Annotated in this window: 11 protein-coding genes; 3 read left to right on the top strand and 8 right to left on the bottom strand. The window is 67.0% G+C overall.

The features are described 5' to 3' along the window. The first annotated feature begins 43 nt into the window (after window positions 1-43). Together LTV02_RS31270 and LTV02_RS31275 are read left to right on the top strand one after the other, a co-directional pair. A complete protein-coding gene (locus LTV02_RS31270) occupies window positions 44-661 on the top strand; it encodes a histidine phosphatase family protein (RefSeq protein WP_233035326.1) in 618 nt (205 codons plus the stop codon). A gap of 128 nt (window positions 662-789) precedes the next feature. After that, window positions 790-1,089, top strand: a complete 300-nt coding sequence (locus tag LTV02_RS31275; protein ID WP_233035327.1) for a hypothetical protein — start codon at window positions 790-792, stop codon at window positions 1,087-1,089. 128 nt (window positions 1,090-1,217) lie between these two features. Here the strand turns inward: LTV02_RS31275 and LTV02_RS31280 are convergent, their stop codons facing one another. From LTV02_RS31280 to LTV02_RS31305, 6 genes are all read right to left on the bottom strand, one after another. Next, a complete protein-coding gene (locus LTV02_RS31280) occupies window positions 1,218-2,114 on the bottom strand; it encodes a cutinase family protein (RefSeq protein ID WP_084535298.1) in 897 nt (298 codons plus the stop codon). Between the two features lie 250 nt (window positions 2,115-2,364). Beyond that, a complete protein-coding gene (locus LTV02_RS31285; RefSeq protein WP_233035328.1) occupies window positions 2,365-3,375 on the bottom strand; it encodes an alpha/beta hydrolase in 1,011 nt (336 codons plus the stop codon). Window positions 3,376-3,410: 35 nt separating this feature from the next. Next, a complete protein-coding gene (locus LTV02_RS31290; protein ID WP_233035329.1) occupies window positions 3,411-4,109 on the bottom strand; it encodes a hypothetical protein in 699 nt (232 codons plus the stop codon). A gap of 157 nt (window positions 4,110-4,266) precedes the next feature. After that, window positions 4,267-5,304, bottom strand: a complete 1,038-nt coding sequence (add, locus tag LTV02_RS31295) for an adenosine deaminase (RefSeq protein ID WP_233035330.1) — start codon at window positions 5,302-5,304, stop codon at window positions 4,267-4,269. After that, window positions 5,297-6,271 carry an isopenicillin N synthase family dioxygenase gene (locus tag LTV02_RS31300; RefSeq protein WP_332909542.1) on the bottom strand — a complete coding sequence of 325 codons (975 nt, stop codon included), beginning with the start codon at window positions 6,269-6,271 and terminating at the stop codon, window positions 5,297-5,299. Before LTV02_RS31300 ends, add begins: the two co-directional genes overlap by 8 nt. Next, window positions 6,268-7,659: a purine-cytosine permease family protein gene (locus LTV02_RS31305; RefSeq protein WP_233035331.1), complete on the bottom strand. Its 1,392-nt coding sequence runs from the start codon at window positions 7,657-7,659 to the stop codon at window positions 6,268-6,270. The genes LTV02_RS31300 and LTV02_RS31305 overlap by 4 nt, the downstream gene beginning before the upstream one ends. Before the next feature lie 127 nt (window positions 7,660-7,786). Between LTV02_RS31305 and LTV02_RS31310 the strand changes: the two genes are divergently transcribed. Next, window positions 7,787-8,380 carry a helix-turn-helix domain-containing protein gene (locus LTV02_RS31310; protein ID WP_233035332.1) on the top strand — a complete coding sequence of 198 codons (594 nt, stop codon included), beginning with the start codon at window positions 7,787-7,789 and terminating at the stop codon, window positions 8,378-8,380. 50 nt (window positions 8,381-8,430) lie between these two features. Here LTV02_RS31310 and LTV02_RS31315 read toward each other — a convergent pair whose 3' ends face one another. Next, entirely contained in the window at window positions 8,431-9,900 is a 1,470-nt protein-coding gene (locus tag LTV02_RS31315; RefSeq protein WP_233035333.1) for a glutamate synthase subunit beta, read from the bottom strand. Window positions 9,901-9,989: 89 nt separating this feature from the next. Next, a complete protein-coding gene (gene gltB / locus LTV02_RS31320; RefSeq protein ID WP_233035334.1) occupies window positions 9,990-14,639 on the bottom strand; it encodes a glutamate synthase large subunit in 4,650 nt (1,549 codons plus the stop codon). Between the last annotated feature and the right edge of the window lie 899 nt (window positions 14,640-15,538).

The raw sequence follows: 15,538 nt of genomic DNA on the forward strand, positions 1-15,538 counted from the left end.
ACCCGCCGCGCCAACTGATGGCACGGTGCGGCACAGTGGTGACGTGCAGTTGATCCTCGTTCGCCATGCCCAGCCGCGTCGTGTCACGGATGCCTCCGGCCCGGCCGACCCGGATCTCACCGAGATCGGATCCGAACAGGCCGGGCGGGTGCCGGCCGCGCTCGCCCACCATGCCATCGCGCGCGTGGTGAGCAGCCCGCAGCTGCGCGCCCGTGAAACCGCGCGGCCCACCGCGGAAAAGCTGGGCCTGGACATCGAAGTGCTCGACGATCTCGCCGAGTACGACCGCGATCTGCCCGCCTACATTCCGATCGAGGACGCGCAGCGCGATTTCCAGGAGGTGTACGCGCGCATCAAGGCCGGGTACATTCCCGAGCCGATCGATGCCGGCGCGTTCACCGCGCGCGTGCTGACCACGGTCGCCGAGATCGTGGCCGCCGCCGACCACACCGAGACCGTGGTCGTCTTCGCGCACGGCGGCGTGATCAATGTGCTGCTGCAGGACGTGCTCGGGCTGGCCCGGCCGCTGACCTTCCCGATCGACTACTGCTCGATCACCCGGATCCTGTACTCGCGCACCGGCACGCGCACCGCGGCCACCATCAACGAGAACGGGCACGTCTGGGACCTGCTGCCCCGCAATCGGGCGCCGCGCAGCTGAGCAGGCCGATCCGGCCTCCCAGCCAATTCCCAGCGCGATCGAACGACGTTCTCAGCGCCGGGTTCTTCGATGGGAACTCGTGAGCCCCTCCCCCCTCGCGGCTCACTCCCACGGAGAAAGGTTTCACGTTGAACACCATCTCGAAGCAGTCCCGGATCCGTCGCCTGACCGCCGGACTGACCGTCGCGGGTGCGCTCACCGCGATTCCGGTCGCGCTCATCGCGATTCCCGCCTCGGCCGCCACCCCCGACGATCCGGCGGCCATCGCCCCGATCAGCGCGCCGGACTGGAACAACGGGCACGGCGGCCGGCCGCACGACGGCGACCACCACCGGCGCGACGGCGATCGCCGCGACGGCGGACCGCGCAACGACAACCCGCTCCCGGGCCCGGGCGTGCTCCCGTCCACCGGTTCCTTCGGTGGCTGATCCCCGGAATGCCGAGGGCCGCTCTCCTTTCGGAGAGCGGCCCGGAGGTGCTTTTGTGAAGATGCCCCTGCGAAAAGGGGTTTCAGGGGAAACCCCTGAAACCCCTTTCGAACCTGAGTCCGTCGCGACTACGCGTTGGTCGCGATCCAGTTGTGCATCCAGGTGAGCGCGGTCTGCCCGCCGCCTACCGGGTAGCTGCCGTAGCTGGTGTGCTTACCGGTCTTGAAGAACTGGTCGAACTGCTTGACCCGCTCCTCGTTCGCGCCCTCACTCAGCTGTGCCTGCAGGGTCGCGATACCGCCCTGAGCCATCAGATCGTTGATGATGGAGCCGACCTCGAGCTGGTAGCGCCACAGGTTGAGCGGATTCGGGTTGGAGGTCTGCGCCAGGAAACCCGCGAACCGGGTGATGAAATCGCTTTCCTCGGTGGAGCAGTAGAGGTCGCCGACGACGCACACGGTGCGCACCTTGTCGGCGACGAAGCCGAAGCCGCCCATGCGCGCGCCGCCCGCACCCGCGCCGGGCGCGAACGGACCGACCTGGATATCGCTGGGCGAACGCCGCGGATCGGAGATCAGCGCGACGGCGGCGATGCGATCCGGCGGCACCACGCCGAGGCCGGTGCCGATCTCGGCGGCGAGATCACCGGCGGCGTCGGCGCCCTGGCTGTAGCCGGTGATGGCGATCTTCGTCGAGCCGCAGCGGGCCGCGAAGTTCTGCACCGCGGCCCGGGCGTGGGTGAGCGCCTCGTTCTTGGAGGCGCCGTAAACGTCGCCCTCCCACGGGAATGCGGTCGCGGCGTAGGTGACGTACTCGACCTCGCCGGGTAGGCCATTGGTGACGGTCGACAACATGCCGGGCTGCGGCGTCTTGTCGTGACCGGTCTCCCAGGTGCCGGGGACTGCCACCGTGTAAAGCGACGGGCACCCCGGGTCCGCTGTAACGGGGCCGCTGCCGAGAACGACTCCCGACATGAGCACACTCGCCGCTGCCCCCGCAGCGGCGACAATATTCTTCAACCGCATACTGCTCCACTTCACACATGCCTGCCCGGGACCATGTTCTGTCCCAGTCCTCATCATGGTGATATCGCCTCGTGACCTCAGGGTGCACGCTGGGTTAACGCTGGTTACCCGCCCGTTATGAAATGCGCGAACCTCGCCTACCCGACGAGATCGGCGACACACCGTGCATAACAATAAAGGCACGTTGCCGCCGCTGCCACCGAGCATCGGAAAACGTCCGAAATCATCCGATTTCCGTCCGATTCGGCGCTCACCGGACCAGCGCGGCCTCCAGGGTCGGCCAGGAGCGGTGCAGGGCGTCCTGCCAGTACCGCCAGGAATGCGTTCCGCCGGACCGGAATTCGACCTGGGCCGGGATGCCGAGTTCGCTCAGGCGGTCGGCGAGCCGGTGGGTGCACAGATTGGTGGCCGCTTCGATCATGCCGCCGAGCACGATCTGATTGGCCAGCGTGCTGGTGCGGCCGGCGATGTTCGGGGCCTCGAGGGTGTCCTCGGTACCGGGCAATCCGGTCGAGTTGGAGATGTACAGGGTGAGCCCCCGCAACTTCTCGGCATTCAGTACGGCGTCGTGCCGCGCCCAGGCCGGATCGTCGTCGGCGCCGAACATATTGCGCACGTCCGCGCCGGACCGTTCCATCACCAATCGCACGAAGGCGCGGCTGGTCTCGTCGTTCGTGGACGCGCAGCCGCTGTAGGAGCCGACCGCCCGATACAGACCGGGCGCCGCGATGGCCAGATTGAGCGCCGAGGTGGCCGCCATCGAGATGCCCGCGATGGCATTGGCTCCCGAGGTGTGCAGCGCCGCGTCGATGATGGGCGGCAGCTCCCGCGTCAGGAAGGTCTGCCACATATTGCGGCCGAGTTTGGGATCGTCGCGCTGCCAGTCGGTGTAATAGGAGAACTTGCCGCCGATCGGAATGACGACATTGACATTCTTGTCGGCGAAATACTGCACGATATCGGTCTGCTGGAACCAGGTGGCGGCATCCTCGCCGCCGCCGGCGCCATTGAGCAGATACAGCGTCGGCCGCGGCGCGCTGTTGTCGGCGGGCAGGATCACCTGCAGGGTGATGGTCTTCTCCATGGCGGCGGAATACACGTGCAGCAATTGCACCCGGCCGCCGGAGCCGTCGACGTAGAGCAGTTGCGCGCCATCGGAATCGGCGCTCGCCGCACCGATGTCACCGGTCTGCCCGGCGAATGCCAGTGCCAGCGCGAGAGCGGAGACCGCGGCCAGTCGCGACAGTTTTCGGATGAACATCGGTGCGGTCCTCATCGATTCCGGGAAAGCGGGGATCAGCTGCCGAGGAACTTCTTCAGCATGTCCGACAGGATGTCGCTGAAGGATCCGGTCGAGCTGAGCTGACCGTCGGCCGAACCGAGCCCGTTGTCGCCGAGGCTGCCCAGCACGGTCTCCCCGGCGTTGGCGCCGCGGGCGGTGAAGCAGGAGGTCAAGCCGGACATCTCATTGCTGACGCCGACGGTGCCGGCCACGCCCACGCCACCGCTGGTGACCTGCTGGCCCGACTTGATGGAGTCCTGCAGCGGGTAGGTGATGGTCAGCGTGACCGGGTTGCCGGAGTTCACGAACCAGCCGGTGCTGGTGACCTTCCAGCCGCCCGCGTTCGGCACCGCGGTGACGTCCTCGGTGCGCTGGCCGGTGCCCGCGTGGTAGGCGGTGACCGAGGTCTTGATGGGCGCGCCGAGTCCGGCGGCCGGGAAATCGGTAATGGTGTTGACGTACGGATTTCCGATTCCGGTGGTGCCGACGACGATCTTGTAGGTCACCGTGGTGCCCACGCCGATGGAATCCGCGGTCGCGTACTTCTCGTACGTGTGCGTGATTCCGACCGTGCTGATGTCTTTCTTGGTCTCGAAACTCCGGACCTCGCAACCACTCGCGGCATTCGCCGTGGCGGCGTCCAATCCGACGGTCAATCCGGCAATAACCAGAGCGGCCGAGGCCGCGGCGGCAGTCGTCCGAGTCCGGAACATGGTTTCTCCTCCGAAGAGCCCGGAATTCGTTCCGGGACAAAGAACAGCAAGCCGAGCTCTGCGGATACTCGGAGGTGATCCAGGCCACCCGAGCGCCTAGTAAACAGGTGTAACTGGTCTCCTGTCCAGGATTTCAGGAAATTGACTAGAACATGTTTCAGAACATGCTGGTCCGGGCCCTGAGCGCGGTTTTCTCACTTTCGTCGAGCCATGCCGCGGCGATCCCGGCGGCCGTGAAACGCATCAACTGCTCGGGACCGTAACCCAGCGCGCGCACCAGCGCGGTCAGATCCGCGGTCGGATCGGTGCCGAACATGGGCGGATCGTCGCCGTCGATGGTCACCGCCAGCCCGGCGTCCACCATGGCCGCGATCACCGCGTGGGTGCCGTCGCCGGAACCCGAATAGCGGCCGATATCCGAACTCACCGGGGTGCAGGTGAAGGGAATCCCCTCGTCCCGGCAGCGGCGGGTCAGCGCCGGATCGGTGACCACGTGATACCCGTGATCGATGCGCTCGCAATCCAATACGTCCAGCAGCGTGACGATATTGCGCGGCGGGCCCGATTCCGAATGCGCGGTGCGGCGCAGACCGTTCCGCTTGGCCAGCGCGAACGCCTCCGCGAACCGCTCCGGCGGGCCGGTGACCTCCTCGTAGTCCAGCCCGATGCCCACGATGTCGTCGGTGCGGTGCGCGATCACCTGCCGCACCAGCTCCACCCCGTCGGCCGGATCGGCATTGCGATTCATGGCGAAGATCAAGCGGCACTTGATGCCGTGGTCGGCCTCGGCATCGCGCAGTCCGGCGGTGATGCCCTCGATCATGGTCGAATAGGCCACCGTCGGATGCGACGGCGGGCTGATGAACATCTCCCGGTAGATGACATTGTGTTCGGCTGCCAGCGTGAGGGTTTCGTAGGTGGTGCGATGGAAGTCGTCCTGGTCGAGCATGACCGCGCCGACCAGGTCCAGCACCCGCAGGAACTCGCCGAGGTCCTCGTAGGAGGCGTGATCGTAGAGGTTCTCCGCGGTCCGGCCGTCCGGCATGGGCACGCCGTGCTTGGCCGCCAGCTCGGCCACCGTGCGCGGCTGCAGGGTGCCGGTGAGGTGGCAGTGCAGGCTGACCTTGGGCATGGCGGCTGCGAAGGCCAGCTTGTCCTCGAGGCTCGGATTTCCGGCAATGACGCTGTCAGGCAATGGAAGCCGCTTTCGCTCGTTCGGTCATGTAGTCGTGCGCGCGCACCGGCGGATAGTGCGCGCCGCCGCCGATCGGCGGGTCGAAGGGGACGATCTCCAGATCCATATCGATCTCGTAGAAGCAGATCAGCGAGATCAGATCCTCGTCCGGCGCGACGGCGGGCGGCGGCAGCACCCGGTGCCGGGTGGAGCGCCAGCGATCGCCGGTCCAGCGCGCCAGCATGTCGGCGATGTTCACGGTGAACGCGCCGGGCACGTTCGGGGCGTCGGCCCAGTGCCCGTCCCGGGTCAGCACTTGCAGTCCGCCGTAACCGATTTCGCGATCCAGGATGGTCAGGGTGCCCCAGTCGGTGTGCGCGCCGACCCGGTACTGCCCCGCGGCGGCGGGACCGGTCACCGTGATCGGCGGATAGCGGTTGATATTGATGGACTCCGCGGCCCGCCCGGCGCGGGAGACGAAATAGTCCGGCTCCAAGCCCAGCGCGACGGCGCACATCTCGAGCAGATCGTGGTACAGCACGCGGACCTGCGCGGTGTAATCCAGCACCAGATCCCGCAATTCGGGCACTTCGGCCGGCCAGACATTGGGCGGGAACCACGCCGCGTCGAGCACCGGATCGCCGGTGCTGAGCTCCCGGCCCGCCGTGATGGTCTCCTTCAGATCCGGTTTGGCGGCATCCGGCGCTTCCCCGTAGTACGAATTGGCCTCCACGCCCGTGGCCAGCCAGCCGCGCCCGCCGACCGTGGTCGCGTACGGCTGTTTCACCGCCGTGGGCAGGGTGAAGAACTTGCGTGCGGCGGTGCGGATCTCGGTCATCAGCGCGCGCTCGATGCCGTGCCCGGCGACCAGGAAGAATCCGGAATCCCGCATGGCGGTGTCCAGCCGGGCGGCCAGCGCGGCGCGCTGGGGCGGGGTCCCGGTGCGCCAGGCGGCGATATCGATGAGCGGAATGTCGGGTGCGGTCACAGCGTGATTCCTTCCGTCGCTTCGGTATTCGGGACGCTCCGGACCGGCCGGCCGCGGCGCGCCAGGAGCAGGTAGGTGAGGCCGCCGACCGCGAGCCCGGCGAACACCGACAGGTCCAGCCCGCCCAGCGCCTGGGCCGCCCAGCCCGACCAGATGGTGGTCACCAGGCACAGGCCGGACGCGGCCATGCCCAGTGCCTGAGCGATCAGCCCGGGCGTTCCCCAGCGCGCGGGCCGCTCCAGTTCCACGTCCGAGTAGCTCGCTCGCCGCAGGAAGTAGTCCACCACCAAGATGGCCGACCACGGGGCGAACCACACGATCATGAAGAGCAGGAAATTGCTGAGCGCGGTATTGAAATCGCCGGAGGCCAGCACGATTCCGGCCAACACGGTGCAGGCCACCGAATCCAGCGCGACCGCCGCGACCCGGCCCAGCGGTACGCCGGCCGCCTGCAGGGTGAGACCCGAGGAGTACAGATTCAACCCGTTCAACGATCCCAGCTGCACGATGAGCAGCAGCAGGAACGGCACCGCGAACCAGGTCGGGAAGGCGGCGGGCAGCCCCGACACCACATCGCTGGCCGCCGGGGTCAGGAATCCGACGCCCACACCCACCAGCATGAGCAGAATCTGCGGTACGCCCGCGCCCAGCGCCACCGCGCCGACCACCCGCCGCCGGTCACTGCCGACCGGCAGGTACCGCGCCACATCGGCGGCATTGGGGGTCCAGCCGAGCCCGGAACCACTGGCCACCAAGGCGATTCCGCCCAGGAACGCCGCCCAGCCCGCATCCGGCACTTCCGGCACGGTGAGACGATCGGCCGTCAGATACGCCAGCACCGCGAAACCGGCCGCGAACGGCAGGATCAGGGTGCGCACCGTGCGCAGGATGGCGGCGTGGCCGAGCAGGGGCAGCGCGCTCTGGGCGAGCGAAAGCGCCACCATCACCAGCAGTTTCCCGGTGCCGCCGATTTCCACGCCGGCCATATCCAGCAGTGCCGTCACGGCCAGCACCATCAGCACCAGATCGAGCACCTCGTACCCGACCTGCATGAGCCAGTTGAGTAGTGCCAGCGGTCGATTGCCCCAGCGGCCCATGATCGAGCGGCTGACCACGAAGGTGGGTGTGCCGGCCGCCGGGCCGATCAGGCTGACCAGTCCGGTGACGAGCCAGGTCAGATTGCCGATCAGCACCGCCAGCAGGCATTGCAGCGGGGAGAGACCGAAGCTCACCAGCAGCGCGCCGTACACGACGGTCAACGGGTTGAGCACGATGCCGCCCCATAGACCGGCCAGGTGGAAAGGGGTTCCGCGCCGTTCCCCGACGGGGACGCGGTCGATGCCGCGTTGCTCGACGGTGAACCGCCGAGTCGTTGCCGTGCCTTGCATGATGGCAACTCCTGATTACTCGATAGGCTGTGGGCAATGCCCGGAGCTGATCGCTCTGAGCAATCAGAATTGCCATATCGAGTTACGACAGCAGTCGGTGACGGTTAAGGTCAGGTGAATCCGCCCGGTGGAATCCCTCGAAGAGGACCGAGTAGCCAGATCAGTCGGCGCGCTGCTCCGTGATCTGCGCGAGAAGGCCGGGCTCTCCACCCGCGCCCTCGCCGCGAAAGCCGGTATCAGCCAGGCCTTCCTGTCGCAGCTGGAGCGCGGCGCTTCCACCCCTTCGGTTTTCACCATCTACCGATTGGCCGAAGCCCTTGGGGTATCCCCGGGAACGCTGCTCCCCGCCCCCTCCCCCGCCGCCGAACTGGTTCGCATCGTGCGCGCCGACGAAGGCGATCTGATCCCCGTGGCCGATCGTCCGGATTCCGCCATCGGCCGCTTCATGACCCTGGGCACCGATTCCCAGTTGGACATCAGTGAATACGTCATAGCCCCGGGGCAATACGCCTCCGAGTGGTGGCAGCTGGACAATGACGGCGAGGTGGCGATCTACGTCGTCCGTGGTCGACTCGACATCGAATTCGAGGGCGTCGGCACGTACAACTTCGGTCCTCGCGATGTGGTCGCTCACCCCGCGACCCTGCGCAATCGCTGGCTCCCGGTGGACGACAACCCGATTCACCTGACGGTCACCATGACCAGACCGCAGACGCCATAAAACGAAAACGCCCGTGGACCGTAAGGTCCACGGGCGCTTCGTTACTCAGCTCAGCGCTGCGCCACCATCGTGGGGGTGATCGGCGACGGCAGGGCGGTCTCGCCCTCCAGGAACTTGTCCACGGCGGCGGCCGCGGCGCGACCCTCCGCGATGGCCCACACGATCAGCGACTGGCCGCGGCCCATGTCACCGGCGACGAAGACGCCGGGAACCGTGGTGGCCCAATCGTTGTCGCGCTTGACGTTGCCGCGCTGGTCGTAACCCACGCCCAGGCCCTCGAGCAGACCGTTCTTCTGCGGTCCGACGAAGCCCATGGCCAGCAGCACCAGGTCGGCCTCGAGGGTGAAGTCGGTGCCTTCGACCTTCTCGAAGCGGCCGTTCACCATCTTGACCTCGTGCGCCTGCAGGCCGGTGACCTTGCCGTCCGCACCGACGAAACGCTCGGTGTTGACGGAGAACACGCGCTCGCCGCCTTCCTCGTGGGCCGAGGAGACGCGGTACATGAGCGGGTAGGTCGGCCACGGGGTGGAACCCGCGCGCTCGGCCGGCGGCCGCGGCATGATCTCGAACTGGTGGACCGACTCCGCGCCCTGGCGGTGCGAGGTGCCCAGGCAGTCCGCGCCGGTGTCGCCGCCGCCGATGATGACGACCTTCTTGCCGCGCGCGTTGATGCGCGGCAGGCCCTCCTCGTCGGTGATCTGGTCGCCCAGCTGCACGCGGTTGGCCAGCGGCAGGAACTCCATGGCCTGGTGGATGCCGTCCAGGTCGCGACCCGGGATGGGCAGGTCACGCGCGATGGTCGCGCCACCGGCCAGCACCACGGCGTCGAACTGCGCGCGCAGCTCGTCGGCGGTGATGTCGACGCCCACGTTCACGCCGGTCTTGAAGATGGTGCCCTCGCCCTCCATCTGGGCGATGCGGCGGTCAATGAACCGCTTCTCCATCTTGAATTCCGGAATGCCGTAGCGCAGCAGGCCGCCGATGCGGTCGTCACGCTCGAACACGGTCACGGTGTGACCGGCGCGGGTCAGCTGCTGGGCAGCCGCGAGGCCGGCCGGGCCGGAGCCCACCACGGCGACCTTCTTGCCGGTCAGGCGGGTCGGGTAGACCGGGGTGACCCAGCCCTCGTCGAAACCGTTCTCGATGATCTCGACCTCGACCTGCTTGATCGTCACCGGATCCTGGTTGATGCCCAGGACGCAGGACGCCTCGCACGGAGCCGGGCACAGGCGGCCGGTGAACTCCGGGAAGTTGTTGGTCGCGTGCAGCCGATCGAACGACTCCTTCCACGCGCCCTTGTACACCAGGTCGTTCCACTCGGGAATCAGGTTCCCGAGCGGGCAGCCGTTGTGGCAGAAGGGGATACCGCAGTCCATGCAGCGGCTGGCCTGCTTCTGGAGCGTCTCGTGGGAGAACTTCTCCTCGTAGACCTCTTTCCAGTCCAGCAGTCGCAACTCGACCGGACGGCGCTTCGGCAGTTCCCGAGACGTGTGCTTCAGGAAGCCCTGTGCGTCACCCATTAACGATCTCCTGACAATCGCGCCCAGTGGCGCACCGAACTTCAAAACTGGTGCGGCGCACAGCGATGTGCTCACCAAACAGGTTCATGTCAGCCACGAGCGGCCTCCATGATGGCCTCGTCCACATTCCGGCCGGCCTTCTCGGCCTCGGAGATGGCGAGCAGGACCTTCTTGTAGTCGCGCGGCATGACCTTGACGAACTTGGTCACCTCCTGCGACCAGTCGCCCAGAATGCGTTCGGCCACAGCGGAACCGGTCTCGGCCTTGTGCTGGCCGATGGTGTCGCGCAGCCACGCGGCCTCGTCGGCCGACAGCGCCTCGAGATCGACCAGCTCGGTGTTGAGGTTCTTCTCGAAGGTCCCGTTCGGGTTGTAGACGAACGCGATACCGCCGGACATACCCGCACCGAAGTTGCGGCCGGTCTCACCGAGGATGACCACGCGGCCACCGGTCATGTACTCGCAGGCGTGGTCGCCCACACCCTCGACGACCGCGGTCGCACCCGAGTTGCGCACCGAGAAGCGCTCGCCCGCGACACCGCGGATGAAGGCCTGGCCGCTGGTGGCGCCGAACAGGATCACGTTGCCCGCGATGATGTTCTGCTCCGCCACGTACGCCTCGGGCGCGGACTGCGCCGGGCGCACGATGATGCGGCCACCGGAAAGACCCTTGCCGACATAGTCGTTGGCGTCGCCGAAGACCCGCAGCGTGATGCCGGCCGGGACGAACGCACCGAACGAGTTACCGGCGGAACCGGTGAACGTGATGTCGATGGTGTCGTCGGGCAGGCCGACGCCGCCGTACAGCTTGGTCACTTCGTGGCCGAGCATGGTGCCGACGGTGCGGTTCACGTTGGTGATCTTGGTGTCGATCTTGACCGGCTTGCCCCGCTCGAGCGCGTCCGCGGCCTGCGCGATCAGCTCGTTGTCGAGGGCCTTGTCCAGACCGTGGTCCTGCGTCTTGGTGGCGCGGCGATCCTGGAACATGAACGCCGTCTCGACATCGTCGAGGATCGGCGACAGGTCCAGCTTGCTGGCCTTCCAGTGCGCCTTGGCCTCGGCGGTGTCGAGCAGGTCGACCCGGCCGATGGCCTCGTCCAGCGTGCGCAGACCCAGCGAAGCCAGCAGCTCACGCACCTCTTCGGCGATGAACAGCATGAAGTTCTCGACGAACTCCGGCTTACCGGTGAAACGCTCACGCAGCACCGGGTTCTGGGTCGCGACGCCCACGGGGCAGGTGTCGAGATGGCAGACGCGCATCATGATGCAGCCCGAGACCACCAGCGGCGCGGTGGCGAAGCCGTACTCCTCCGCGCCGAGCAGCGCGGCGATCATGACGTCGCGGCCGGTCTTCATCTGACCGTCCACCTGCACCACGATGCGGTCGCGCAGGCCGTTGAGCAGCAGGGTCTGCTGGGTCTCGGCCAGGCCGAGCTCCCAGGGGCCGCCCGCGTGCTTGAGCGAGGTCAGCGGCGAAGCGCCGGTGCCGCCGTCGTGGCCCGAGATGAGCACGACGTCCGCGTGCGCCTTCGACACACCCGCGGCGACGGTGCCGACGCCGGGCTCCGCGACCAGCTTCACGTGAATCCGCGCCTGCGGGTTCGCGTTCTTCAGGTCGTGGATCAGCTGCGCCAGATCCTCGATCGAGTAGATGTCGTGGTGCGGCGGCGGGGAGATCAGGCCGACGCCCGGGGTGGAGTGCCGGACCTCGGCGACCCACGGGTACACCTTGTGCGCCGGCAGCTGGCCGCCCTCGCCGGGCTTCGCGCCCTGCGCCATCTTGATCTGGATATCGGTGCAGTTGGTCAGGTAGTGCGCGGTCACGCCGAAGCGGCCGGAAGCAACCTGCTTGATCGCACTGCGCCGCCAGTCGCCGTTCTCCTCCGGCTCGAAGCGCGCCGGGTGCTCGCCGCCCTCACCGGAGTTCGAGCGACCGCCCAGGCGGTTCATCGCGACCGCGAGGGTCTCGTGCGCCTCGGCCGAGATCGAGCCGTAGGACATGGCGCCGGTCGAGAACCGCTTCACGATCTCCGAGGCCGGTTCGACCTCTTCGATCGGAATCGGGTTGCGGCCCTTGGACTTGAACTTGAACAGGCCGCGCAGCGAGGCCAGGCGCTCGGACTGGTCGTCGACCAGCTTGGTGTACTCCTTGAAGATCGAGTACTGACCCGAGCGGGTCGCGTGCTGCAGCTTGAACACCGTGTCCGGGTTGAACAGGTGGTACTCGCCCTCACGACGCCACTGGTACTCGCCGCCGACCTCGAGCTCGCGGTGCGCGCGCTCGTTGCGGTTCTCCAGGAACGCGACCTTGTGGCGCTCGGCCACCTCGCCCGCGATGTCGTCCAGGCCGATGCCGTCCAGCGGCGAGCGCAGGCCGGTGAAGTACTCGTCCACCAGCTCCTGACCCAGGCCGACGACCTGGAACAGCTGCGCGCCGCGGTAGGAGGCGATGGTGGAGATGCCCATCTTGGACATCACCTTCAGCACGCCCTTGCCGGCGGCCTTGTTGTAGTTGTAGACGGCCTTCTTGTAGTCGGCCGCGAGATCGCCGGTGCTGCCGGGCATCTGCAGCGCGCCACGCTCCAGCATGTCCTCGATCGACTCGAAGGCCATGTAGGGGTTGATGGCGGCCGCGCCGAAGCCGATCAGCAGGGCCATGTGGTGCACCTCGCGGGCGTCACCGGCCTCCACCACCAGGCCGACCTTGGTCCGGGTGCGCTCGCGCACCAGGTGGTGGTGCACGGCGGCGGTGAGCAGCAGCGACGGGATCGGCGCCAGCTTCTCGTTGGACTCGCGGTCGGACAGGATGATGATGCGCGCGCCACCGTCGATGGCGGCCGAAACCTGCTGCTGCACAGCGGCAATGGCCTTGCGCAGCCCCTTGCCGCCCTTCTTGACGGGGTACAGGCCGTGCACGACCACCGAACGCAGGCCCGGGTGCGAGCCGTCGTCGTTGATGTGGACCAGCTTGGACAGCTCGTCGTTGTCCAGGATCGGCTGGGTCAGGGTGATCTGACCGCAGGACTCCGGTCCCGGGTTCAGCAGATCGGCCTCGGGGCCGACCATGCTGCGCAGCGAGGTGACGACCTCTTCGCGGATGGCGTCCAGCGGCGGGTTGGTGACCTGCGCGAACAGCTGCGAGAAGTAGTCGAACAGCAGGCGCGGACGCGACGACAGCACCGCGATCGGGGTGTCGGTGCCCATGGAGCCGAGCGCCTCGCCACCGGTCTGCGCCATCGGCGACATCAGGATGTTGAGCTCTTCGGTGCTGTACCCGAAGATCTGCTGGCGGATCAGCACGCGATCGTGCGACATGTGCACGTGCGGGCGATCCGGCAGGTCCGACAGCTTGGTCGGGCCGTTGTCCAGCCACTCCTGGTACGGGTGCTCGTTGGCGAGCGCCGACTTGACCTCGTCATCGGAGATGATGCGGCCCTGCTCGGTGTCCACCAGGAACATGCGGCCGGGCTTGAGGCGGGTCTTCTGGACCACGGTGGCCGGGTCGATGTCCAGGACGCCGACCTCGGAGGCCATCACGACCAGGCCGTCCTCGGTGACCCAGATGCGGCCGGGGCGCAGACCGTTGCGGTCCAGCACCGCGCCGACGTAGCGGCCGTCGGTGAAGCACACCGAGGCCGGGCCGTCCCACGGCTCCATCAAGAAGGAGTGGTAGCGGTAGAAGGCGCGCTGGGCCGGGTCCATGGACTCGTGCCGTTCCCACGCCTCGGGGATCATCATGAGCACCGCGTGCGGCAGGCTGCGGCCGCCCAGGTGCAGGAGCTCCAGGACCTCGTCGAAACGAGCGGTGTCCGAAGCCCCCGGGGTACAGACGGGGAAGATCTTCTCCAGGCGGTTGTTGCCCTCGGAGTCGGTGCCGAACACATCGGAGTTCAGCAGCGCCTCGCGCGCCCGCATCCAGTTCTCGTTGCCGGAGACGGTGTTGATCTCGCCGTTGTGGGCGACGCGCCGGAAGGGGTGCGCCAGCGGCCACGACGGGAAGGTGTTGGTGGAGAAGCGGGAGTGCACGATGCCCAGCGCCGACTCCACGCGATCGTCCTGGAGGTCCAGGTAGAAGGCGCGCAGCTGCGGGGTGGTGAACATGCCCTTGTAGACGAAGGTCTCACCGGAAAGGCTCGGGAAGTAGACCGATTCCTTGCCGACGCTGCCCTCACCGGCACCCTGCTTGCCGAGCTCGTGCTCGATGCGCTTGCGGATGACGTAGGCGCGCCGCTCCAGGTCCATGCCGGAGAGCTGCTCGGCCGCGTCCTTGGGCGAGGCGATGAAGATCTGCCGGAAGGTCGGCATCGCGTCGCGGGAGAGAGCGCCCAGCGACGAACCGTCGATGGGAACTTCGCGCCACCCGAGGACCTCGAGACCCTCTTCGCGAACGATCTTCTCCACGCCGTAACCGGCGCGGGCGGCCTCGCGGCGAGCCTGCGGCAGGAAGGCGATACCGGTGGCGTAGGAGCCCTCGGCGGGAAGATCGAAGTCGACCACTGCACGGAAGAACTTGTCCGGGAGCTGGATCAGGATGCCCGCGCCGTCGCCGGAGTTCGGCTCGGCACCGGCGGCACCACGGTGCTCCAGGTTCAGCAGGGCCGTGATGGCCTTGTCGACGATGTCGCGGCTGCGACGGCCGTGCATGTCGACGACGAATGCGACACCACAGGCGTCGTGTTCGTTCGCCGGGTCATAAAGCCCGCGGGGTCCAGGGGACCTGTGGCCAGGAAGTTGCGTCATGCCTCTGCCTTCACAAAAAACAGGCCTTCGGTTTTTTGTGGCCACATGAATGCGGCCGCCGTCGAATGCCTCCGTCTAGACTGCGCCCGGACGTTTCGGAGACCAGCCGCGCTGATGGCCTTCCCGTGCAGTCAACTCTCCAGTTGTCCACCCGCTTCGGTTCACGTACGTAGTCGGGTGCTCGGCGGTAACTCAGCCCTTACGTGCTGGCTACCTGCCGTGCCGTTCTCCACCGTTAGTCTGGGCACCGATCGGGTGCCCGCCTTATGGGGAGAATTGCCGAACTTGTCGCGTTCGGCGTAAGAGCAAACGATAAGTCAGGACTCGAGCCCAACCAACTTAGGTCGCACTAATAATCGTGCCTAGCTGGGCTTCTTCATCGATCCTCCACTACCTGCGCGTTCTCCAGTGTAAAGCAGGCCGGCGATGGTCCCTCAGTTGACTGCACCACTGAAGCGAACGCGGGGACTCGGCTTCCGAGACCTACCCGACGCAGCTCCGGTAGGGCCTCTCACCTGCAATGAAACAGATTTCCCCGCAAGGGGTTCCGGCAAACCGGGCAGAGGCGGGCTATTTCTCCGGACACTTCGGGCGGGTGCGCCGGCGGTCCGGGCGACGTGCCCAGGCAACCTGCCGACCGTACGGAATCTTTCCTGGTTGTGGACTCGAGCACACGATCAGCAAACAGTGACTATGGCTCGAGTCACTGTTTTCGCAGGTATTCGCCCCGGTGCGGGCGTGATCAAAGCCACGTCACGTGCCGGAAACAAGCTGATGTGAGCCTGGCCACATCCCAGCCGCCACAGGCGATGGAATTCATCCTCGCCTGTCACGCTGGGACAACGAATCAATGACGGTTAAGAGACCGAATCAGCCTGGGACTTAGAGGGATGTGAGCT

The sequence above is a fragment of the Nocardia yamanashiensis genome (assembly GCF_021183565.1).
GTDB lineage: Bacteria > Actinomycetota > Actinomycetes > Mycobacteriales > Mycobacteriaceae > Nocardia > Nocardia yamanashiensis.

Bases quoted from the DNA above. Each gene is read 5' to 3' on its own strand.
- LTV02_RS31280 (WP_084535298.1), bottom strand. From the start codon at position 2,114: ATGCGGTTGAAGAATATTGTCGCCGCTGCGGGGGCAGCGGCGAGTGTG.
- LTV02_RS31285 (WP_233035328.1), bottom strand. From the start codon at position 3,375: ATGTTCATCCGAAAACTGTCGCGACTGGCCGCGGTCTCCGCTCTCGCG.
- LTV02_RS31290 (WP_233035329.1), bottom strand. From the start codon at position 4,109: ATGTTCCGGACTCGGACGACTGCCGCCGCGGCCTCGGCCGCTCTGGTT.
- LTV02_RS31305 (WP_233035331.1), bottom strand. From the start codon at position 7,659: ATGCAAGGCACGGCAACGACTCGGCGGTTCACCGTCGAGCAACGCGGC.
- LTV02_RS31315 (WP_233035333.1), bottom strand. From the start codon at position 9,900: ATGGGTGACGCACAGGGCTTCCTGAAGCACACGTCTCGGGAACTGCCG.
- gltB (WP_233035334.1), bottom strand. From the start codon at position 14,639: ATGACGCAACTTCCTGGCCACAGGTCCCCTGGACCCCGCGGGCTTTAT.